The sequence below is a fragment of the Sphingobium sp. IP1 genome, from assembly GCF_002708645.1.
In the GTDB taxonomy this organism is placed as follows: Bacteria; Pseudomonadota; Alphaproteobacteria; order Sphingomonadales; family Sphingomonadaceae; genus Sphingobium; species Sphingobium yanoikuyae.
In genome coordinates this window covers 32,940-54,089 of record NZ_NOIW01000015.1, presented here as the reverse complement: position 1 = coordinate 54,089, position 21,150 = coordinate 32,940, and the positions used below count along the sequence as shown (strand labels likewise).

Sequence of the window (21,150 nt, the reverse complement as noted above, 5' to 3'; positions counted from 1 at the left end):
GGTGCGCGGACGATGGGAAAGAGCCTTGGGCCGGTGTAGCAGGATGTGCGGGGTGTAGGACAGGCTTTGCGCCGATGCCCCCTGCTCTCTCAATCGTCAGGCCGCATCCATGGCGCGTGATATTGACGCCGGACCGCGACCTTGGAGACCGCGACGATCCCATCCCATAGGCGGTCAAATGCTTTCCTCGCTCCCGTCGGCGCATTGAGGATCACGGTGCGCCTCATGGCAATGTCCTCGCGATGAGCGATGCCGCCAAGGTCAGCATGACGATGCCGACGACCGCATCCAGCACGCGCCACGCCGCCGGGCGCGCGAACAAGGGCGTCAGCAGACGGGCGCCGTAGCCAAGCGCGGCGAACCAGCCGATGCTGGCACTGGCGGCGCCCAGCACGAATATCGGGCGCAGCGCGGCCGGCTGGGCCGACCCCGCCGCCCCCATCAGCAGCACCGTATCGAGATAGACATGCGGATTGAGGAAGGTGAAGGCGGCGGTGGCACCGATCGCCCGGCCCAGCGTGATCCCGCCCTGCGTCGTCACCATCATTGCCTCGGGCGCCATCATGCGCTGGAACGCCTTGAGGCCGTACCAGCCCAAGAACAGCGCGCCGCCGATGGACAGGAACAGGGTCAGTTGCGGCATCGCGCCCAGAAGTGCGCCGACACCGCCGACGCCGGCCGCGATGAGGATGGCGTCCGCGCCGCCGCAGAACAACACGATCGGCCCGACATGCTCGCGCTTCAACCCCTGGCGCAGGACGAAGAGATTTTGCGCGCCAATCGCCATGATGAGCGCGGCCGACATGGCGAAGCCGGTGAGGAAGGTGGGAAGAGCATCTGTCATCCGGTAGCCTATGGCGTGACACCGAACATTAGGAAAACTTGTTATCCTAAACCTGATGAAGTAAATCTTCATCATGCTCGATTATCCCGCCCTTACCGCCGTGGCCGCCGTCGTGCGGGAAGGCAGCTTCGAACGCGCGGCCGAACGGTTGGGCGTCACCCCTTCGGCCATATCACAGCGGGTGAAAGCGCTGGAGGAGCGGTTGGGCACGATCCTGATCGTTCGAGGACAGCCCTGCACGGCCACCAGCCTGGGCCGACAGCTATGCGCCCATGTCGATCAGGTCCAGCTTCTGGAGGCCGATCTCGCGCCGTCGCTCCATGGCTCCGACACCCCCGTCACGCTCAAGGTCGCGGTCAATTCCGACAGCATGGCCAGCTGGTTTCCCGAAGCGGCAGCCGATTTCGCCCGTAACAGCGGCTGCATGCTGGAGTTCATCCTGGAGGATGAGGCGCATACCGCCGACCGCCTGCGATCGGGCGAAGTGGTGGCAGCGGTGTCGGCCGACCCGAGCGCTGTGCAAGGGTGTCGGACCATCGAACTGGGCGCGATCGACTATCTGGCCTGCGCCAGCCCGGCCTTCATCGCCCGCCATTTTCCGGACGGCGTGACCGAACAGGCGCTGAACCAGGCGCCCTGCCTGCGCTTCGACCGCAGGGACGGATTGCAGGCCCGCTGGGCACGCGAGAGGCATGGAATCGATCTCGATCCGCCAACCCATTGGGTGCCATCAACGCTGGGGTTTCTTCACTTCGCGCTGGAGGGCATGGCCTGGGGCATGCAGCCGATGGTGATGGCGCGCGGTCCGATCGAACGGGGGCAACTCGCCGAAATCTGCCGCGGCACCCCGATCCGGGTCGCGCTCTACTGGACCGTGGCACGGCTTCAGGCCTCCGCGCTGAAGACGCTGACGGATGCCGTGCGGCGGGTTGCGCGATCGCGGCTGATCCAGCCCGATTGAAACCGTTGATGGGCAACTTGCCATGAAAAAGGGCGCCGGACCGGGTGGTCGGGCACCCTTTTCTTTACTGTCGCGCGGCAATGGCCGCGCGCGGGGTCAGGCTTCGCCGAAGACGCGGGCGAAGATCGTGTCGACCTGGCGGAAATGATAGTCGAGGTTGAACTTGTCCTCGATTTCCTGCGCGCTCAATGCCTTGGCGACATCTTCGTCGGCCTTGAGCAGTTCGAGCAGCGAGAGCTGGCCGTCGGATTCCCAGACCTTCATCGCGTTGCGCTGGACGTAGCGATAGCTGTCTTCGCGGCTGACGCCGGCTTGCGTCAGGGCCAGCAGCACGCGCTGCGAGTGGACGAGGCCGCCCATCTTGTCGAGATTCTTCATCATCCGCTCGGGGTAGACGAGCAGCTTGTCGATCACGCCGGTCAGGCGGCCGAGCGCGAAGTCGAGGGTGATGGTGGCGTCGGGGCCGATATAGCGCTCGACCGAGGAGTGCGAGATGTCGCGCTCATGCCAGAGCGCCACATTTTCCATCGCCGGCAGCGCATAGCTGCGCACCATGCGGGCGAGACCGGTGAGGTTTTCGGTGAGGACCGGGTTGCGCTTGTGCGGCATGGCCGACGAGCCCTTCTGGCCGGGCGAGAAATATTCCTCTGCCTCCAGCACTTCGGTGCGCTGCAGGTGGCGGACCTCGACGGCGAGGCGCTCGATCGAGCTGGCGATGACGCCCAGGGTCGCGAAGAACATGGCGTGGCGATCGCGCGGGATCACCTGGGTCGAGACCGGCTCGATCGCGAGGCCGAGCTTTTGCGCCACATGCTCCTCGACGCGCGGGTCGATATTGGCGAAGGTGCCCACCGCGCCGGAAATGGCGCAGGTGGCGACTTCCTCGCGCGCCGCGATCAGGCGGGTCTTGCAGCGCGAAAATTCGGCATAGGCTTCCGCCATCTTGAGGCCGAAGGTGACCGGTTCGGCGTGGATGCCGTGGCTGCGGCCGATGGTCGGGGTCAGCTTATGCTCGAAGGCGCGGCGCTTGATGACGTCGAGCAGCTTGTCGAGATCCTCGATCAGCAGGTCGGCGGCGCGGGTGAGCTGCACGGCCAGGCAGGTGTCGAGCACGTCGGAGCTGGTCATGCCCTGATGCATGAAGCGGGCTTCGTCGCCCACCTGTTCGGCAACCCAGGTCAGGAAGGCGATGACGTCATGCTTGGTGACGGCCTCGATCGCGTCGATCGCGGGTACGTCGATCGCGGGGTTGGTGGCCCACCAGTCCCACAGCGCCTTGGCGGCCGACGGCGGGACAACGCCCAGTTCGCCCAGCTTCTCGGTCGCGTGCGCCTCGATCTCGAACCAGATCTTGAAGCGGGCTTCCGGCTCCCAGAGGGCGGTCATTGCGGGACGGGAATAGCGGGGGACCATGGGCGAATCCTGCGGCTGGAGGGTGGATATTGCCGCGCCGCCTAGCAGCCCGCGCCCTTTGGGGCAATTGAGGAGGCTCCCCTGCCCCGCGCGCGCCTCATCCGGCCGCAATTATCCAAGCAAAGACAGTCGAACCGAAGCATTTCATAAGTCCAAATGCGTAGATGAACCGATGTTCAGGAACTTTTCCTAGTCTTCATGTATTATGTGATGGCAATTAAGGCATGAAGCCAAAGCAGGCGCCCAATGCAGAGCCTGCGCGTTTCAATGATATAAAGGATGTCGCCATGATCCGCACCTTGCTTCTGACGAGCGCCATGCTGGTCGCAGCGCCCGCTTTGGCACAGCAGGCTGCACCGGCCGATCCGACAGCGCAGGCCGCACAACCGGCCACGCCCGCGAGCCCGGCCGAACCGCAGGCCGCTCAGCCGGCAAACCCGGCCAATTCGGTCGCCGCGATCGTCGAGTCGGAATTCCCGGCCTATGACACGAACAAGGACGGACAGCTGGACCAGGGCGAGTTTTCGCGCTGGATGGTGGCCCTCAAGGATCAGGAGATGAAGGCCACCGGCAAGACGCTGCCGCCGGCCGAAGTCACTGCCTGGGCCAGCGGCGCCTTCACCACTGCCGATGCCGACAAGAGCATATCGGTCAGCAAGCCCGAACTGATCAGCTATCTGAGCGGCAGCGCGGGCGCATAAATATTTCCCTTCCCGTCACGAAGGCAGGGAAAATACAGAACCCCAAGCGGGTCGCACCGGGGCGGCATGTCACAGAACATGCCGCCTCCTTTTTTTGATGGCGGATGGCCGCGGGGCCGGGAACAGGCCCCGACCGGCTCAGCGACGCTTCTTGGTATAGAGCAGGGCGGCGACGATCGCGGCCGAGCCGATGCCCACGGCAGTGCCCATCCACACGGCCTTTCCGGCGGACTTGCGCGCCGCATCGGCAAGATCGGGGGCATTATCCTCTGGCTGGAGGGCTTCTGCGCCGGCGTCCGGCACGCTCTCTTGGTTCTTCTTCATAGTCCCCCTTCTATGCCGCAGCCCGGCGGGACTGAAAAGGGCTGACGTAGCGGCAAGGCCGGAAATTCGCCGTGCCACGCGCACGCCATGACGCCTGACCCGCAGCCAGCAAAGCCTCGACGCCCCGTCGCTGCGAGCGATTTTCATCAGGGGGTCTTGACTTGCACCGCCCTTCCATGTTGGTAGCGCTATCAATCAACAACCAGGTGCATAGGAGAAGATGATGCCGGGGGATACCGCCTTGCTTGACTGTCTGCCGCATGACTGGCGGACCGGGCTTTTCCTGGGCCGCATCCAGACGAACGCGGGCCCGAGCCCGATCCTGGTGTCGCAGGGCGTCGTTTACGACATGAGCGCGATCGCGCCGACCAGCGCCCAGCTGGTCGAGAAGCTGCCCTTCGTCGCCGCCACTGATGGCGAGAAGATTGGCGATCTGGACGCGATCGAGGCGGCGCTGCTGTGTCCGGTCGACCTGCAATGCGTCAAGGCATGCGGCGTGACCTTTGCCCTGTCGGCGCTGGAGCGCGTAATCGAGGAACGGGCGCGCGGCGATGCCGGCGCTGCCGCCGAAATCCGCGGTCGTCTGGAAGAGCGGGTCGGCGGATCGATCCGCGCCGTGGTGCCGGGCACCGAGGAAGCCGCAGCGCTCAAGGCCGCGCTGATCGAGGACGGCCTGTGGTCGCAATATCTGGAGGTCGCGATCGGCCCGGACGCGGAAGTCTTCACCAAGGCACCGGTGCTGGCGACGGTCGGCCCGATGGCGGAAATCGGCATCCGGTCCGATTCCACCTGGAACAATCCCGAACCCGAGGTCGTGCTGCTGGTCAATGCCGATGGCCAGGCCGTGGGCGCGACGCTGGGCAACGACGTCAACCTGCGCGATTTCGAAGGGCGCTCCGCCCTGCTGCTGGGCAAGGCGAAGGACAATAATGCGTCCTGCTCGCTCGGCCCGCTCGTCCGCCTGTTCGACGGCGATTTCACCATCGACGATGTGCGCAATGCCGAAGTCGGCCTGACCATCGAGGGGCCGGAAGGCTATATGCTCGAAGGCACGAGCCGGATGGACCAGATCAGCCGCGATCCGCTGGAACTGGTGCGCCAGACCCTGTCGGAACATCAATACCCCGATGGCTTCGCGCTGTTCCTGGGCACGCTGTTCGCGCCCGTGCAGGACCGTGACGAGGAAGGCCGCGGCTTTACGCACAAGGTCGGTGACATCGTTGCCATCTCCACCCCCCGCCTGGGCAAGCTGATCAACCCGGTGGTGACGTCGAAGGATGCCGCCCCCTGGACCTTTGGCCTGACCGCGCTGATGACCAATCTTGCCGGGCGCGGTCTGCTCTCGGCCGTCGACCAGAAAGAAACTGCATGAGCCGCGCCATCTACCCGAGCCTGAAGGGCAAGCGGGTCTTCATCAGCGGCGGCGGCAGCGGCATCGGCGAAGGGCTGGTCGAAGCCTATGCGATGCAGGGCGCGCATGTCGCCTTCTGCGACATCGCCATCCCCGAGAGCGAAGCGCTGGCCGCACGGCTGAGCGGCTGCGCCTTCACCCCGATCTTCCACGCCTGCGACCTGCGCGACATCGACGCGCTGCAGGCGATGATGGCGCGGGTCGAGGCCGAACTGGGCGGGATCGACATCCTGATCAACAACGCCGCCAATGACGATCGCCATGCGATCGAGGACGTGACCCAGGCCTATTGGGACGAGCGGATGGCGGTCAATCTGCGCCACCAGTTCTTCGCGGCACAGGCGGCGATCCCGGCGATGAAGCGCGCGGGCGGCGGCGTGATCCTGAACTTCGGTTCGATCAGTTGGCACCTCGCCCTGCCCGACCTCATCCTCTACCAGACCGCCAAGGCGGCGATCGAGGGGCTGACGCGCAGCCTGGCCCGCGACCTTGGCCGCGACAATATCCGCGTCAACACCATCATTCCGGGCAATGTGAAGACGCTGCGCCAGGAAAAATGGTACACGCCCGAAGGCGAGGCCGAAATCGTCGCGGCCCAGTGCCTGGACGGCCGCATCCTGCCGGTCGATGTCGCCGCGCTGGCCATGTTCCTGTCGTCGGACGATGCGCGCTATTGCACCGGCCATGACTATTTCATCGACGCCGGCTGGCGCTGAGATGAGCGACGCCGCACCGCGCAGCGTCCTGTCGGTCGGGGCGATACTGGGCGAAGGGCCGATCTGGGTCGAACGCGAGGCGGCCTTGTGGTTCGTCGACATCAAGGGCCATGCGATCCACCGCTTCGACCCGGCGCTGGACGTGTCCAAGAGCTGGACCACGCCGGGCCAGGTCGGCTGGATCGTGCCGACCGACGACGGGTTGTTCGCGGTCGGCCTGCAATCGGGCGTGCATCGCTTCGATCCCAGGAGCGGCGCCTTCACCCTGCTCAACGCGCCCGAGGCGCATCGGCCGGGCAACCGGCTGAACGACGCCACGGTGGCGCCCGGCGGTGCCCTGTGGTTCGGGTCGATGGACGATGCCGAGGAAGAGGAAAGCGGCCGTTTCTATCGGCTGCATCGCGGCGACCTGGTCGAGAGCGGGCTTGCCGCCGTGTCGATCACCAACGGCCCTGCCCTCTCGCCCGACGGACGCATCCTCTATCATACCGACACGCTGGGCCGCGCCATCTGGCAATGCCCGGTCGATGCTGATGGCGTCGCCGGCGCCGCCACCCTGTTCACCCGGATCGAGGATGGCGCGGGCTATCCCGACGGCCCCACGGTCGATGCCGAAGGCTGTCTGTGGACCGGGCTGTTCGGCGGATGGGCGGTGCGCCGCTATGACCCGGCCGGGCGGTTGATGCGGGAAATCCGCTTCCCCGTCGCCAACATCACCAAGATCGCCTTTGGCGGCCCGGACCTGATGACGGCCTATGCCACGACGGCGCGCAAGGGACTGGATGTGACAGCGTTGACAGAACAGCCCCTTGCAGGCGATCTGTTCGCCTTCGACGCCGGCGTCGCGGGGCTGCCGGGCCATGTCGCCACGATATAGAAGAAATAGAGAGCTGGAAGGACAAGCAGATGAGTGAGGGGAGCGCCGGGAAGGTCAATATGGCCTTCATCGCAGCGATCGTGGCCGTCGCCACGATCGGCGGTTTCATGTTCGGTTATGATTCGGGCGTCATCAACGGCACCCAGAAGGGGCTGGAAGCCGCCTTCGACCTGGGCAAGCTGGGCATCGGCGTCAATGTCGGCGCGATCCTGGTCGGGTCGTCGATCGGCGCGTTCGGCGCGGGCCGCATGGCCGACATCATCGGCCGTCGCGGCGTGATGATGCTGGCGGCGATCCTGTTCCTGGTGAGCGCGCTGCTGGCCGGTGCCGCCGGTTCCTCCGCCATCTTCATCATTGCCCGCATCATCGGCGGCCTGGGCGTGGGCGCGGCGAGCGTGATCTCGCCGGTCTATATCTCCGAAGTCACCCCCGCCTCGATCCGCGGCCGGCTGTCGAGCGTGCAGCAGGTGATGATCATTTCCGGCCTCACCGGCGCGTTCGTCGCCAATTTCGTGCTGGCCCGCTATGCCGGCGGTTCGACCGCGCCCTTGTGGCTCGACTTCCCGGCCTGGCGCTGGATGTTCTGGCTGCAGGCGATCCCGGCCGCCATCTATTTCCTGGCGCTGCTGGTGATCCCGGAAAGCCCCCGCTATCTGGTCGCACGCGGCCAGGACGAGCGCGCCCGCGCGGTCCTGACCAAGCTGTTCGGGGCCGAGGAAGCCAATCGCAAGGTTACCGAGATCCGCGCTAGCCTGGCCGCCGATCATCACCGCCCCAAGCTGAGTGACCTGATCGACAAGGCCAGCGGCAAGGTGCGTCCGATCGTGTGGGCCGGCATTGGCCTCGCCGTGTTCCAGCAGCTGGTCGGCATCAATGTCGTTTTCTATTATGGCGCCACCCTGTGGGAAGCCGTCGGCTTTTCCGAGGATAATGCGCTGCAGATCAACATCCTGTCGGGCGTGCTGTCGATCGGCGCGTGCCTGGGCACGATCATGCTGGTCGACAAGATCGGCCGCAAGCCGCTGCTGCTGATCGGCTCTGCCGGCATGGCGGTGACGCTGGCGATCGTCGCCTATGCCTTCTCCACCGCCGTCACCGGCGCGGACGGCGGCGTGGTGCTGCCAGGCCATAATGGCCTGATGGCGCTGATCGCGGCGAACCTCTACGTGATCTTCTTCAACCTGAGCTGGGGTCCGATCATGTGGGTGATGCTGGGCGAGATGTTCCCCAACCAGATCCGTGGTTCGGGCCTGGCCGTCGCCGGCTTTGCCCAATGGATCGCCAATGCGGCGATCTCGGTCAGCTTCCCCTCGCTGGCCGTGTCGCCGGGCCTGGTCGTGACCTATACCGGCTACGCCCTGTTTGCCGCCATTTCCTTCTTCTTCGTGCGCGCCATGGTCCATGAGACCAAGGGCCGCGAGCTTGAGGACATGGTCGGCTGAGCAAGATCGTCACCCTGAAGGCGGGCGCGCTCAGTTGCGCGCTCGCCCCGGACATTGGCGGGTCGATCCTGTCCTTCGATCGCGACGGCGTGGCCCTGCTGCGCCGCGCGCCGCAGGACAGCCATGATCCGCTGGACATGGCCAGCTTCCCGCTGGTGCCCTATGCCAACCGCATCGCCCATGGGCGCTATAGCGTGGACGGGCAAAGCTATCAGTTGCCGCTCAATTTCGGCGACCATCCCCACAGCATCCATGGCTTTGGCTGGCAGCGGCCCTGGCATGTGCTGGAGCAGTCGGGCCATGACGTCAGGCTGGAACAGACGCATGACAGCGATGCGGGCTGGCCCTGGGCCTGGCGCGCGCAGCAGCATGTGCGGCTGAGCGCGGATGCGCTGGAGGTCACGCTGCTGGTGCAGAATCTGGGCGACAGCCCGATGCCCTGTGGCCTTGGCTTCCATCCCTATTTCGCGCTGGACGCGGACACGATGCTGCGCTTCCAAGCCGACACGCTCTGGCTCTCCTCCCCCGACATGCTGCCCGAACGGGAAGTGCCGGCCGATGCGCTGGGCGACTGGTCGCAGGGTGCGCGCGTGACCGGCGACAGCCTGATCGACAATGTCCATGGCGGCTGGGACCATGTGGCGGTGGTCGATCGCGGCGACGGCATCCGCCTGACCTTGATGGCGCAGGGCGCGGACTGGCTGCATGTCTTCCGCCCGCCCGCCGGCGACTTCTTCTGCCTGGAGCCGGTCAGCCATATGCCGGACGCGATCAACCGGCCCGAGGGCATGGCGATGCTGGCGCCAGGCGCCACGCAAAGCCTGTCGATGATGGTCGCTGTCCGCGAAATCTGAACAGGCGCTTTCGCCTTTCGCCAAAATCGCCTAGGCTGACCGCCCTATCAGCAGCGAGAGGATCGCCGATGCAATTTCTGCGGACTGCCTTCTGGGTCGTCATCGCCGTCGCCCTCGCCTTCTTCTGCATGGCGAACTATGTCCCCGTGACCGTGCGCCTGTGGGGCGACATGGTGATGGAAACCAAATTGCCGGTGCTTCTGATCGGCGCATTCCTGCTGGGCGCCATGCCCTTCTGGATCATGGCCCGCGCGACGCGCTGGCGCATGAAGCGCCGGCTGGAGAGCACCGAGCGTGCGCTGGTCGCCGCAACCGCTTCCGCCGCGCCGGCCACGCCTGCGACGGTGACAACCCCGATCTTGCCCGACGCCACGCCGTCGCCCCTTACCCCTACAGGACAAGCATGAGCAGCCCGATCTATGTCGCCATCGACACGCCCGACCTTGCCAAGGCCCAGCATCTGGCCGGGCAGGTCCGCAACCATGTCGGCGGGCTGAAGCTGGGGCTGGAGTTCTTCTGCGCCAATGGCCATCATGGCGTGCATGAGATGATGAAGTTCGGCCTGCCGATCTTCCTCGACCTCAAGCTGCACGACATTCCCAATACGGTGGCCAAGGCGGTGCAGGCGCTGCACGGGCTGGAGCCGGCGGTGCTGACGGTCCATGCGGCCGGCGGCCGGGCGATGCTGGAGGACGCCAAGGCGGCGGCCGGCACCAAGACCAAGGTGGTGGCGGTGACGGTGCTCACCAGCCTCGACAATGGCGACCTTAATGACATCGGCGTCAATGGCGCGGCCGAGGAGCAGGTGACGCGGCTCGCCGAACTGGCGCGCGACGCGGGCCTCGATGGCATCGTCTGTTCCGGCGAGGAGGTCGCGCTGGTCAAGAAAATCTGGCCCGACGGCTATTTCGTCGTGCCCGGCGTGCGCCCGGCGGGCGGCGCCATGGGCGACCAGAAGCGCGCCGTGACCCCGCGCGAGGCGCTGGACCGGGGCGCGTCGATGCTGGTGATCGGCCGCCCGATCAGCCAGGCCGAAGATCCCGACCAGGCGGCGCGCGCGATCGAAGCGACGCTGTAGGGATGGTGGATCGCACCGGCGGCGCTGCGCCGGTCCGGTGCGATCCTCCCCTGCCCCTTATTTCCGGAAGAACGTCTTCAGCCGCTCCGCTTCCGCCGGGGTGATCGGGATGACGGCGCCGTGCTTGGGCTGGGTGAAGTTGGTTGCCTTCATCGGCGATCCCGGCGCGTTGAAATGACCGATGTCGCGGAAATGGACGAAATCCTCCGTCTCCGAAAAGCCCATATTGTTGACCGGCTTGGCGCCGAACACATCATACATCAGCACATAGGTGTCGGTGCCGTGGCGCCGCCACAGATTGGGCGCTTCGGTGCCGACCGTTTCCGGGTCGATCTTGGCGGGATCGAAGACATAGCCGCCATCCATGCGCGATGAGGTGGCCTGGCGCAGATGGCCGGGCTTGTCATGGGCGACATAGAAGAGGCGGTAGCGGTCGCCGACCCTGGTGATGTCGCCGTCGATCGTGCCGATGCCGGGCTTGGGATAGGTGAACAGGTCGCGCGGTTCGCTGGTCAGCGTGGTGAAGGCGTCGTCCGCATAGGCATAGACCATATGGTCGGTCTCCTTGCCGTTGCGGGTGCTGAAATAGACCATGATCTTGCGCTTGTCGGGATCGTAGATCATTTCCGGCGCCCAGGCGGTGCCGGCATCGGCGGTCGACTTGAACAGCTGATCGATGGTCACGGACGCGAGCGTCCAGTGGGTGAGATCATAGGATTTCATGAAGATCATCGAGCGGTTATTGCCCCAGCCATAGCTGTCGGTCGGCCGCTGCCAGTCGGTATCGCGCAGCCCTTCGCGCCTGGCGAAAATATGCAGGTCAGTCATGGCGAGGTAGAAGGCATTGTCCGGACCGCGCATGATATAGGGATCGCGGATGCCCTTCTGTTCGGCGACGTCGCGGCCATTGAGGACCGGCGCACCGTCATTGACATCGGTGAAGCTGTAGCCGTCCGCCGAGGTCGCGAAATGCAGCGAGTGGGTCTCATCCTTGAAATAGACGAGGAGATAGGACGTCCGGGCGCTGGCCTCGTCCTTCGTTTCCGGCTTGGCCTTGGCGATGCGCTTGACGATGTCGAGTTGGCGCGGCGGCGTGGCGGGGGCCGCGATCGCCATGGTGGCGCTGCCCAGCAGCAGGCCAAACCCCAGATATCTCATTCCCGACTGCCACCGCATCAACACCCTCTCCCTCATACATCGGGCGAGCGCATGATGATCGACAGACGCGCTTCGCCGACAGGGCCGCAGCGGAGGGCGCGCTTCGCCGCCCCGTCACCGGCCCTTTATTTGTCGGACTAATGCAAACATCCGGGCAAGGGTCAAGCGCGTTCCCACGCTGCAACCATGCCATTCACATAATGGGATCAGTCGGCGCTGGTGCCGCTGTCGTCGGGCGCGAAGAAATGCTGCATCACCTCGCGGGCGATGCGGGCCGGGCGCAGGGTGGAGGCATCGACGCAGCACCAGCTCGACTTGACCTCGGCCAGCACTTCCTCGCCACGGCGGATCACCGTTTCGTAGAAGGCTCGGGCGCCCTGCACCTTTTCGAGGAGGACGGTGGCGATCACCTCATCATCCAGGAAGGTGGGCTTGCGATAGGTGATCTCATGCTTGAGCGCGACCCACAGATGCTGGGCCACCGCCTCGGCCGGGGCGAGCGCGCGCCAATGGTCGAGCACGGCATCCTGCACCCACTTCAGATAGCTGGCATTGTTGACATGACCCATGAAATCGATGTCGTCGGGCTGGATGCCAACCGGATACAGGTGGGGAATCGCGTTACTCACAACCATGTAAGTAACATCCCCGCAGGGCGGCTGATAGAGGCTATGGGCGGATGCTGCAAAAAAGGGGCCGATCGGTGACCGGCCCCCTTTCCGTATCGTCTTAGAAGCGCGCTGCGTTCAATCCGACGCGGATCGCGCGCTCTAAGTTTTTGTTGTCGCATCGTTTTAAGCGCAAAACCGGTTCCCACTTTTGCGCACGATGCTTTAGAAGCGCCAGCCGACCGAGGCGACGACCTGATGGCGGTCGGTGTCGACGTCGAATTCGCTGCTGGTCGAGCCATCCATGAAGTCGATATGGGCGCTGTCATATTTGGAGTAGCGATATTCGATCTTGGCGAAGGTGTTGGCGTTGAGCGCGCGCTCCACGCCGCCGCCGACGCGCCAGCCGTCCAGCTTGAACGAGGTGTCGGTGACCTGGTTGGTGTCGCCGGCCAGCACGCCCAGCTTGGTGTTGGTGTAGCCGCCCTTCACATAGATGAGGGTCGAGGGATCGGCGAGGATACCGGCGCGGGCACCGATATAGAGATCGCGGCCCTGCTTGACGCGGCCATAGCCGAACTGGTCGGTGAAGTCGTTGCGGCTGCTCTTGGCGGTGGAGTCGGTGAACTCGCCCTCGACGCCGACGACGGCACCGCCGACATTCACGTCATAACCCGCGCCGACACCATAGAGCAGGCCGTCGATCTTCTGATCGTCGCTGCCATTGTCATTGTCGATCGAGCTGCCGGCCCCGGTATGATCATAGCCCAGGATCGCTTCGACACGCGGGCCGGTGAAGGTCGGGGTGGCATCCTGTGCGAGCGCCGGCGCGGCAACTGCACCACCGGCCAGCAAAGTGGCGACCATCAACTTACGCATAAACATCACTCCGTTGTCTTTCTCTTCCCCTTGGGGGTGAGACGCTCAAGCCGAAGCGGTCATATTTGTTTCATGAACCTCAGATAAACAGCTGATAATGTGGCATTAATGCCACGAAAGCCATTCAGTTCGGCGCGTTTCCGTGGGCCGGGAGCGACGAAATGAGGCGGCCTTCCTTCAGCATTCCACGACATTGACGGCCAGGCCGCCAAGCGATGTCTCCTTGTAGCGGCTGGCCATGTCCTCGCCGGTCTGGCGCATCGTCTCGATCACCGCGTCGAGGCTGACGATATGGCGGCCGTCACCCTGGAGCGCGAGATAGGCGGCGTTGATCGCCTTCACCGCGCCCATGGTGTTGCGTTCGATGCAGGGGATCTGGACGAGGCCGCCGATCGGATCGCAGGTAAGGCCCAGATTATGCTCCATGCCGATCTCGGCGGCATTTTCGACCTGGCTGTTGGTGCCGCCCAGCACGGCCGCCAAGCCCGCCGCTGCCATCGAGCAGGCGACGCCGACTTCGCCCTGACAGCCCATTTCGGCGGCCGAGATGGAGGCGCGCTTCTTGTAGAGGAAGCCCATGGCGGCGGTGGTAAGGAGGAAACGGCGCTCCCCTTCCCGATCGGCGCCGGGGACGAAGCGGCGATAATAATGCAGCACCGCCGGGATCACGCCGGCCGCGCCGTTGGTGGGTGCGGTGACGACCCGGCCGCCGGCGGCATTTTCCTCATTCACGGCGAGCGCGAACAGGCTGACCCATTCGAAGATCTGGGCGGGGCCGACACTGGCGCCCTGCAACCGCAGCTTGTTGTGGATCGCCTTGGCCCGGCGACGCACCTTGAGCCCGCCGGGCAGCAAGCCTTCTTCCTTGAGGCCGCGATCGATCGAGGCGGACATGGCGTCGATCACGCTGTCGAGAAAAGCCTCGGTCTCGCCCTGGGCGCGCCAGGCGCCTTCGTTGCGGAGAACCAGCGTCGCGATGCTGAGACCCGTCGCCTCCCCCTGCGCCAGCAGTTCGGCGCCCGACGAGAAGGGAAAGGGCTGGACCACATTATGGCCGAGCGGGATATCCGGGTCGGCGGGAATGGCGCCGGGCAGCACTGCGCCGCCGCCGATCGAATAATAATCACGCACCAGCGGATCGTCCCGGCCCGGCAGCCAGGCGGAAAAGCGCATGCCGTTGCTGTGCGCCTCCAGAAACTCGCCCATACGGAAGACAAGGTCGCGCGCTTCCTCGAACGGCACCCAGTCGAGATGGGCGCTGCCGGCGCGAATGCGGCCATCGTCGCGGATCGCCTGAAGAATGGCGGGGATGGCATCGGGATCGACATTTTCGGGGCTGTGGCCCGACAGGCCGAGCAGGATCGCGCTGTCGGTGGCATGGCCCCGGCCGGTCAGCGCCAGCGACCCGTAAAGTTCGCACTGCACCCGCACCGGACAGGTGGGCAGCGTGTCCATGAACATCAGCGCGGCGCGCATCGGCCCGACCGTGTGCGAGCTGGACGGGCCGATGCCGATGGTGAACAGGTCCATCACGCTGATCGCGGCGGCGCTGTCGATGCGCGATTTGGTCACGTCAATAATCCTTGGAAATACGCAGGTTGGCGCTCTGGCGGCCGAGGGTGGAAATGGCGCCTAGCAGGGACAGCCAGCGTGTCACCTGATATTCCATCCGGGTGGCGCTGTAGCCCTGCCCGTCACTGATCAGTTCGACATAGGTCTTGCGGGTCAGATATTTGCCGGCGGCAAGCGAAGTGCCCTGCCCCTGGGTCGGATCGGCCGCGATGATGCGCAGCCGGTCTAGCCCGGCCGCCTTGCGCACCGCATTGATCGGATCAAGCCCGCCCTCGCCCTGAAGCGAGCCGACCGCCGAGGCGAGCTGGAGCGCTTCGGGCGCGGACAGGTTGGTGATCGAGGTGCCGAACAGGATGCGCGAGAGCAGTTCGTCCTGCGGCAGCGAGGGCACGGAGTTGAAGCTGATGTCGGGCTTGAGGCCGGTGCCGCCGACATGGATCGTGGCGGTGAGATCACTGACGTCCGCCTCCGCATCGATGTCGAGCGTCGGGTTGACCGGGGTCTTGCCGTCGAACTGGATGCGCCCTTCGCGCAGTTCGAAGCGGCGGCCGGCAAATTCATAATTGCCGCGCACCAGTTCGGCCCGGCCTGCGATCGCCGGATTGGTGACGGTGCCGCCGATATTGAGATCGGCGCGCCATTCGCTGTCGAGGCCAAGGCCGGTCACGGTCAGGCGATTGCGCGCCCGCGCCTTGACCGCCATGGTCCAGGGGACGGTCGCGCGTGGCCGTTCAATCTCCTCGCCGCGCCGGTTGATCTCGACCACCTTGAGTTCGGGGATCTGGGCGACGGCGGCGGCGCGGCCCATGGTGAAGCGGCTCTTGTTGAGGGTGACGTCGCCGCCAATCTCACCGCCCTTGCCGTCGGAACGGATGGTGAGCGGACCGGTGACAGTGGCGGCGATATCGTCACGCTCCAGCAGCGCGGCATTGTCCGCCTGGAAGGCGAGGTCCATGCCGACGCCGCCAATGCCGTTGAAGGTGAAATTGCCGGTGCCGGTCACGCTGCCGCCATTCTGGGCATTGGCGGTGAAGCTGGAGAAGACCAGCTGCGCCCCGGCGAAACGGGCGCGCGCCTTGACGTTGCGCAGGCGCATGCCGGTGACCGGGCTGTTGAGCGCGGCATTGTCGGTCGCGAGCGAGCCGGTGATGACCGGATCGGCAAGCGTGCCATGCGCGTCGGCGGTGACGCTGACCGGGCCGGCAATGTCGACAATCTCCACACCGGTCAGGCGCCAGAGCGTGTCGGCGGTGCCATTGAAGCGAAGCTGCGCGATCAGCGGCGCGCCGTTAAGCCGTTCGACCAGACTGCCGGTCGAGATGAGCGGAGTGAGCAGCGCCTGGCCACGGCCGATGGTCTGGCCGTCGGCGACGAAGACCATGCGAGTGGCGAGCCGGTCGAGGGTCAGCACGGCGTTGACGCCGACATCGACCGGGCGGGAACTGAGGGACAGGCCCGAGCGGGACAGGCCACGGATGCGCAGTTCCGCCTTGCCCGTCGGCAGGCCGCCGCGCGGGCGGCTGTAGCTCAAGGTGCCGGTGGCCATGCCGCCCAGCCCCAGATTGTCATAGGCGATGTCGAGCAGGGCGAGCGGCATTTTTTGCGCGCGCGCCTCAATCCGGGTGGTTGCGCCGCCCAGCTCGCCCGCCAGTTGCAGCGTGCCGCCGGCATAGCTGATGGTCGCGGGCGACAGGCGCCAGCCATCCTCGGCGCGGGTGAAGAGCGCCGCACGGGTCAGGCGGATCGGCCGCTTGTCGATCGTGCCGCTGGCCGACAGGCGGACCCGGTCGAGATCGACCTGCGCCTCGCCCTTGAGGTCGAACAGGCGGCCGCGCTGGCCCGAGAGATTGCCCGAGACCTTGCCGCGCCCGTCGACCAGCGCGGCGGTGGCGTCGAGCCGGCCAAGCAGCATGCCGCCGACGCGCAGGCCGCGTGCCTGGGCGGTGGCGTTGATCGAGGTGCCGTCGGGATCGAGCAGGATGGTGGCATCGAGCGAGCCGCGCCGCACGGCGATGGTCGAGGGACCATCGAAGCTGGCATCATTGGCGTCGAGATCGAGCTTCAACTGCTGGATACCGCCGACCGGCTGGAAGCCGATCGTGCCGCTGACCGGGCCGGCGACCAGCAACTGGCCGTCGAGGCCGCCGGTGACGGGGCGGATGTCGCCGCTGGCAGTAACGCCCGAGACCGCGATGCGCGCGACGCGGACCACCGCCTGGCCGCCGGGCGGCAGCAAGATGCTGCCTTCGCCGGTGAACGGGCCGAGCGTCGATCCGCCATTGGCGGTGAAGCTGTAATTGCCGTCGGCGCCGGGCAGAAATTCGCCGCGCACGTCGCGCAGGCCGAGCGCATCCATCGGCCGCGCAAGCTGGACATGGACGATCGGCCGGTCGATCTTGCCATCGAGCACGACATTGACCGGGCCATATTGCTTGTGGCTGCCATTGCCTTCGAGATGGACGGTGCCGTCGCGGTGGCGCACGCCCTTGGCATTGAGGCTGATGAGCGGCGCGTCGAGCCTCATGTTGGAGAAGCCGATCTCGCCGCCCGGTAATAGCGTCAGCGCGCTGCGGACCGTGGGCAGGCCGCCGCCCAGCCCCTTGAGGAAGGCATTGTCGAGCCGGCGGACCTTGGCCACCGCATTGCCCGACAGGCCGAAGGCGCCATTGGCGCCGGGGGCCGCACGCAGTTTCGAGTCCAGATCGACGATGCCGAGGCCGCGAATGAAGAGACCGCTGATCCGCCCGTCGATGCCGACATCATAGCGGCCGCTCTTAAGGTCGGCCATGACCAGCAGCTTGCCATTCAGGCGGTCCGACCGGAAAGGCATGGGGTTGCTGACGATCTGCTGCCCCTTGAACTGCAGCACGCCGTCGAGCGCGAAATTGCGGACGATGCCGGCGACCAGATCACCCTGCCCGTCGAGGCTGCGGGCGCGCAGCCGGACCGGCAGCAGCACCGGCCCGCTTTTCGCCTGGCGGCCCTTGCCGTCGATGCGGACATCGTTGATCTGGGTCTTGCCGAAGGCGAGTTGGCGCGCGGTGAGCAGATATTCATAGCCGAAGCCCGTGAATGGACCGTCGAGCCGGACCTTCGCCACGACGTCGCGGCCGCGCATATCCTTGAGCAGCGCTTCGGGCCGGGCGAGGTTCATGTCGACGCGCAGATTGTCGAAGGCGTTGTTGCGCAGGTCGATCGCGCCGTCGGCGACCATGTCGATCGCGGCCGAGCGCAGCGTAAGCCTGCCATCGACCACCCGGTCGGCCAGCGTCCCCTGGGCGCCGATGGTGAGGCGCGGTGAGGCGAGGCGCGGCAGCAGGCCCTTGCCGGGAATGGCGCTGCCCTCGATCGTGCCCTGGATGGTGTAGGCGCCGCTGCGCGCACCGAGTTTCAGGTCGGCGACGGGATTGCCGGCCAGGGTGGCGGCCAGGCGCCCATCCCATCGGGTCCAGCGCCCCTTGCCGCTGATGCGCAGATTGCCGTCCTGATTGAGGCCGGCCATCGCCGCCAGCACGCCGCCCCTGGGCGCATTGACGGTGACCGCAAGGTTGAACCGGTCATCGTCGGGCCGGCTGTCGAGCGTGAGGTTGAGGGCATCCTCCGCCCCGATCACGCGGGCCGACAGGTCGATGATCGCGCGGCCGCCACGAATGTCCGCATCGCCCGACAGGGTGGCCAGTTCGACCTTGCCAGTGACGGCGGGCGCAACCGTCAGCCGATCGACCGAGAACTGCATCAGGCGGATGTCGAAGCCCGGCAGGATCGGCCCCTGCCGCTCGCTGGGATTGAGTTTGGGCAGTTTGTGCAGGGTCGCCTGCGGGATCACCAGCCGGTCGATGTCGAGCCGGTTGGAGAGCCAGGCGAAGGGCCACCAGTCCAGCTCCACCCGCGGCGCGTCGAAGAAGCGGCCCTTGGGATCGGACAGGACGAGGCCGCGCAGCACCGCCTTGCGATAGATGCTGCCCTCGATCCGGTCGACATGGATGCGCAGGCCCGAGGGCGGGCTGACGGCGGCGATGCGCGAGACGAGGAAGCGATGGCCGGGCGCGCTGTCGAGCCAGGCCAGCGTCGCCACCACGACCAGCAGCGCGAGCGCCAGTGCGCCGGCCAGCCAGCGCTGCCAGCGCCCGTCCCAGGCGCGGCGGCGCGGCGCGGCGGGCGGCGGCGGCACGGGCGGCTGGCTGTCGGGCGGTAGCGTTGCCATCAGAAGGCCTGCCCCAGCGAGACATAGACGGCAACCTTGGCATCGCCCGGCTGCGGATTGATCGGCGTGCCGACATCGACGCGGATCGGGCCGAAGCTGCTATAATAGCGCACGCCAAGTCCCGTGCCGACGCGCAGGTCCCGGAATCGCGGCAGGAAAGTGGTGGAGATATTGCCCGCGTCGAGGAAGGGCACGACGCCGAAATTGCCGAAGCGGATGCGCGCCTCGGCGGAAAATTCGATCAGGCTCTTGCCGCCGACCGGATCATCGTCCGGGCCGTAGCGCGGGCCGATCGCCTGATAGCCATAGCCGCGCACCGACGCACCGCCACCGGCATAGAAGCGCCGCGACGGCGCGATACGATCGACCGTGGAGCCGAGGATGGTGCCGAGCCGGGTGCGCCCGGCGAGGACGACACGATCATTGATCGGCTGATAGGCGCTGGCGTCGACCTGCGCCTTGGCATAGCCGAAGGTCGAACCCTGAAAGGAGAGTTCTGGGCTGAGGCGGCCGCCGAGGCGGAAGCCCTTGCTGGGGTTGAGCAGGTCGTCGCTGCCATCATAGGTGAGGCTGAGCGGCACTGCGCCGATGAAGAAGGTACGGCGGCTGCCGCCGGAAAAGGCATCCGCTTCGTCCGAGGCGATGAGTTCGGCACCGACGCGCCAGACCCAATGCTTCTGGAACAGGATGTTGGTCTGCCGCTCCAGCCCACCCGACAGGGTGATGGTGCGCGCGTCATAGGCGTCGCGGCGGATATTGCTGTAGGAGACGAGGCCGGTCAGCACATGGTCGCGCTCGCGGAAATTGTTGCGACGATAGGTGGCCTGCGCCGTCTGTTCCTGGGTGCCGAGAACGCCGCGCAGGGTGAGCGATCCTTCGGGCGGGAAGAGATTGCGATGCTGCCAGCTGATTTCCGCGCGATAGCCTTCGCCCGTGCCATAGCCCAGTTCGCCGGCAATGGTGCGCATCGGCGCCGGGCGCAGATCGACATCCAGGTCGACATGTTCGCCATCGCCCGCGTCCTTCGGCGTCAGGGTGACGGAGGAGACGAGGCCGGTGGTGACGATGGCACGGCGCAGATCCTCCACATCGGTGGCGCGGTAGGTTTCACCCGGCTCGAAGCGGGCCATGCGCTGGAGATGGCGGGCGCTGAACACATCGTCATTGTCGAGCAATATCTGGCCGAAGCTGCGATAGCCGCCGGGGGTGACGATGATGTCGAGATCGCCATTGCGCGCTTCATGGTCGATCCGCACTTCGGGTTCGTCCACCCTGGCGAAGGGATAGCCATTTTCGCCCAGCGCCGTTGCCAGCGCGGTCTGGCCCGCAAGGATGCGGTCGGCGTTGATCGGATCGCCCGACTTCATCGTGAAGGCGCCGCGCAGCGTCTCCTCCCGCGGGCCGGTCTCGGCGAGGCCGGCAATCTCCACCGTGTCGAGGAGATAGAGGGGGCCCGGCGTGACATCGAAGATGACGGACAGCTTGTCGCTGCCGGCGGGCGGCGGCGCGACGCTGCCGCGCACCCGCGCGGCATAATAGCCGTCGGCGCGCAATAACCGGTCGAGCAGGTCGCTGTCTTCCTTCACCCGGCGGTTGATCTGGGCAAGGTTGGCGGCCTTCCCCTCCGACTGGTGCAGCACCGACAGGCTGTCGAAACGGGTCGCGATCTGATTGTCGCCGATCGCGTCGATACCGCGCAGGGTGACGCCATATTTGCGCTCCTCCCCGGCGTCGGTGAAGGTGACGACCTCCTCGGCCGGGCCGGTATCGGCGGCGTCGGCGGCCTGCTGCGCCGGCTGATCGGCCATGTCGGGCTCGCTGGCTGCAACCGGATCCTCCGGCAGCGGGGCGACCGTATCGGGCTGGCCCATGTCGGGCCAGTCGATGCCGATGTCGGGCATGGCATCGAGCGACGCGGACGGATCGACCGGCGGGCTGGCGGGATCGGCAGCGGGATTGGGCACAGGCTGGGCCGCCTGCGCGAACGCAGTGCCGGCGGTGCAGAACGCCAGGGACAAGAGACATAGCCCTGCGGCGCGCGGATCAACGGGAAAGCGGCGCCCTGTCCGCAAGCCATGGGTCATGCGACCGGTCTAGACCAAGTCGGG

The 21,150-nt window shown here is 66.2% G+C and carries 18 protein-coding genes; 9 read left to right on the top strand and 9 right to left on the bottom strand.

The annotated features are described in order from the left end of the window. Positions 1-223: 223 nt before the first annotated feature. Complete coding sequence (locus CG471_RS07495; protein WP_099231427.1) at positions 224-844, bottom strand: LysE/ArgO family amino acid transporter; 621 nt, start codon at positions 842-844, stop codon at positions 224-226. A 73-nt stretch (positions 845-917) separates the two neighbouring features. Here CG471_RS07495 and CG471_RS07490 point away from each other — a divergent pair, with 73 nt between their 5' ends. Beyond that, the gene (locus CG471_RS07490; RefSeq protein ID WP_099231426.1) at positions 918-1,805 is read left to right on the top strand and encodes a LysR family transcriptional regulator ArgP; all 888 of its coding nucleotides are present in this window, start codon (positions 918-920) and stop codon (positions 1,803-1,805) included. A gap of 96 nt (positions 1,806-1,901) precedes the next feature. Here the strand turns inward: CG471_RS07490 and purB are convergent, their stop codons facing one another. Further along, complete coding sequence (gene purB / locus CG471_RS07485; protein WP_010337965.1) at positions 1,902-3,218, bottom strand: adenylosuccinate lyase; 1,317 nt, start codon at positions 3,216-3,218, stop codon at positions 1,902-1,904. Between the two features lie 287 nt (positions 3,219-3,505). Here purB and CG471_RS07480 point away from each other — a divergent pair, with 287 nt between their 5' ends. Beyond that, on the top strand, positions 3,506-3,919 hold the full coding sequence (locus CG471_RS07480) for an EF-hand domain-containing protein (protein WP_180275636.1): 414 nt from the start codon (positions 3,506-3,508) through the stop codon (positions 3,917-3,919). Positions 3,920-4,057: 138 nt separating this feature from the next. On the opposite strand, the gene CG471_RS07475 is transcribed toward CG471_RS07480, so the two are convergent. Then, positions 4,058-4,243 (bottom strand): hypothetical protein, encoded by a 186-nt coding sequence (locus CG471_RS07475; protein ID WP_004211421.1) that lies wholly within the window; start codon positions 4,241-4,243, stop codon positions 4,058-4,060. 223 nt (positions 4,244-4,466) lie between these two features. On the opposite strand from CG471_RS07475, the gene CG471_RS07470 reads away from it, so the two are divergent. The 7 genes from CG471_RS07470 to pyrF all read left to right on the top strand — a co-directional run bounded on the left by CG471_RS07470 (position 4,467) and on the right by pyrF (position 10,621). Further along, on the top strand, positions 4,467-5,615 hold the full coding sequence (locus CG471_RS07470) for a fumarylacetoacetate hydrolase family protein (protein ID WP_099231444.1): 1,149 nt from the start codon (positions 4,467-4,469) through the stop codon (positions 5,613-5,615). Then, the gene (locus tag CG471_RS07465) at positions 5,612-6,370 is read left to right on the top strand and encodes an SDR family NAD(P)-dependent oxidoreductase (RefSeq protein WP_037507575.1); all 759 of its coding nucleotides are present in this window, start codon (positions 5,612-5,614) and stop codon (positions 6,368-6,370) included. Before CG471_RS07470 ends, CG471_RS07465 begins: the two co-directional genes overlap by 4 nt. A gap of 1 nt (position 6,371) precedes the next feature. Then, positions 6,372-7,247, top strand: a complete 876-nt coding sequence (locus tag CG471_RS07460) for an SMP-30/gluconolactonase/LRE family protein (protein WP_099231424.1) — start codon at positions 6,372-6,374, stop codon at positions 7,245-7,247. 29 nt (positions 7,248-7,276) lie between these two features. After that, the gene (locus CG471_RS07455) at positions 7,277-8,689 is read left to right on the top strand and encodes a sugar porter family MFS transporter (protein WP_017501562.1); all 1,413 of its coding nucleotides are present in this window, start codon (positions 7,277-7,279) and stop codon (positions 8,687-8,689) included. 65 nt (positions 8,690-8,754) lie between these two features. Beyond that, positions 8,755-9,543: an aldose 1-epimerase gene (locus CG471_RS07450; protein WP_373562049.1), complete on the top strand. Its 789-nt coding sequence runs from the start codon at positions 8,755-8,757 to the stop codon at positions 9,541-9,543. 68 nt (positions 9,544-9,611) lie between these two features. After that, complete coding sequence (locus CG471_RS07445) at positions 9,612-9,950, top strand: lipopolysaccharide assembly protein LapA domain-containing protein (protein ID WP_010337958.1); 339 nt, start codon at positions 9,612-9,614, stop codon at positions 9,948-9,950. Continuing rightward, a complete protein-coding gene (pyrF, locus tag CG471_RS07440) occupies positions 9,947-10,621 on the top strand; it encodes an orotidine-5'-phosphate decarboxylase (protein WP_010337957.1) in 675 nt (224 codons plus the stop codon). The genes CG471_RS07445 and pyrF overlap by 4 nt, the downstream gene beginning before the upstream one ends. A 57-nt stretch (positions 10,622-10,678) precedes the next feature. On the opposite strand, the gene CG471_RS07435 is transcribed toward pyrF, so the two are convergent. From CG471_RS07435 to CG471_RS07410, 6 genes are all read right to left on the bottom strand, one after another. Continuing rightward, on the bottom strand, positions 10,679-11,779 hold the full coding sequence (locus CG471_RS07435; protein ID WP_257211455.1) for a glycoside hydrolase family 43 protein: 1,101 nt from the start codon (positions 11,777-11,779) through the stop codon (positions 10,679-10,681). Positions 11,780-11,985: 206 nt separating this feature from the next. Further along, on the bottom strand, positions 11,986-12,414 hold the full coding sequence (locus tag CG471_RS07430) for a thioesterase family protein (RefSeq protein WP_048937371.1): 429 nt from the start codon (positions 12,412-12,414) through the stop codon (positions 11,986-11,988). Between the two features lie 198 nt (positions 12,415-12,612). Next, positions 12,613-13,266 (bottom strand): outer membrane protein, encoded by a 654-nt coding sequence (locus CG471_RS07425; protein ID WP_004211411.1) that lies wholly within the window; start codon positions 13,264-13,266, stop codon positions 12,613-12,615. Between the two features lie 177 nt (positions 13,267-13,443). Then, complete coding sequence (locus CG471_RS07420; RefSeq protein WP_099231421.1) at positions 13,444-14,838, bottom strand: L-serine ammonia-lyase; 1,395 nt, start codon at positions 14,836-14,838, stop codon at positions 13,444-13,446. A 1-nt stretch (position 14,839) separates the two neighbouring features. Next, positions 14,840-19,042 carry a translocation/assembly module TamB domain-containing protein gene (locus CG471_RS07415; protein ID WP_099231420.1) on the bottom strand — a complete coding sequence of 1,401 codons (4,203 nt, stop codon included), beginning with the start codon at positions 19,040-19,042 and terminating at the stop codon, positions 14,840-14,842. Beyond that, positions 19,042-21,060: an autotransporter assembly complex family protein gene (locus tag CG471_RS07410; protein WP_099231419.1), complete on the bottom strand. Its 2,019-nt coding sequence runs from the start codon at positions 21,058-21,060 to the stop codon at positions 19,042-19,044. The genes CG471_RS07415 and CG471_RS07410 overlap by 1 nt, the downstream gene beginning before the upstream one ends. Positions 21,061-21,150: the final 90 nt, after the last annotated feature.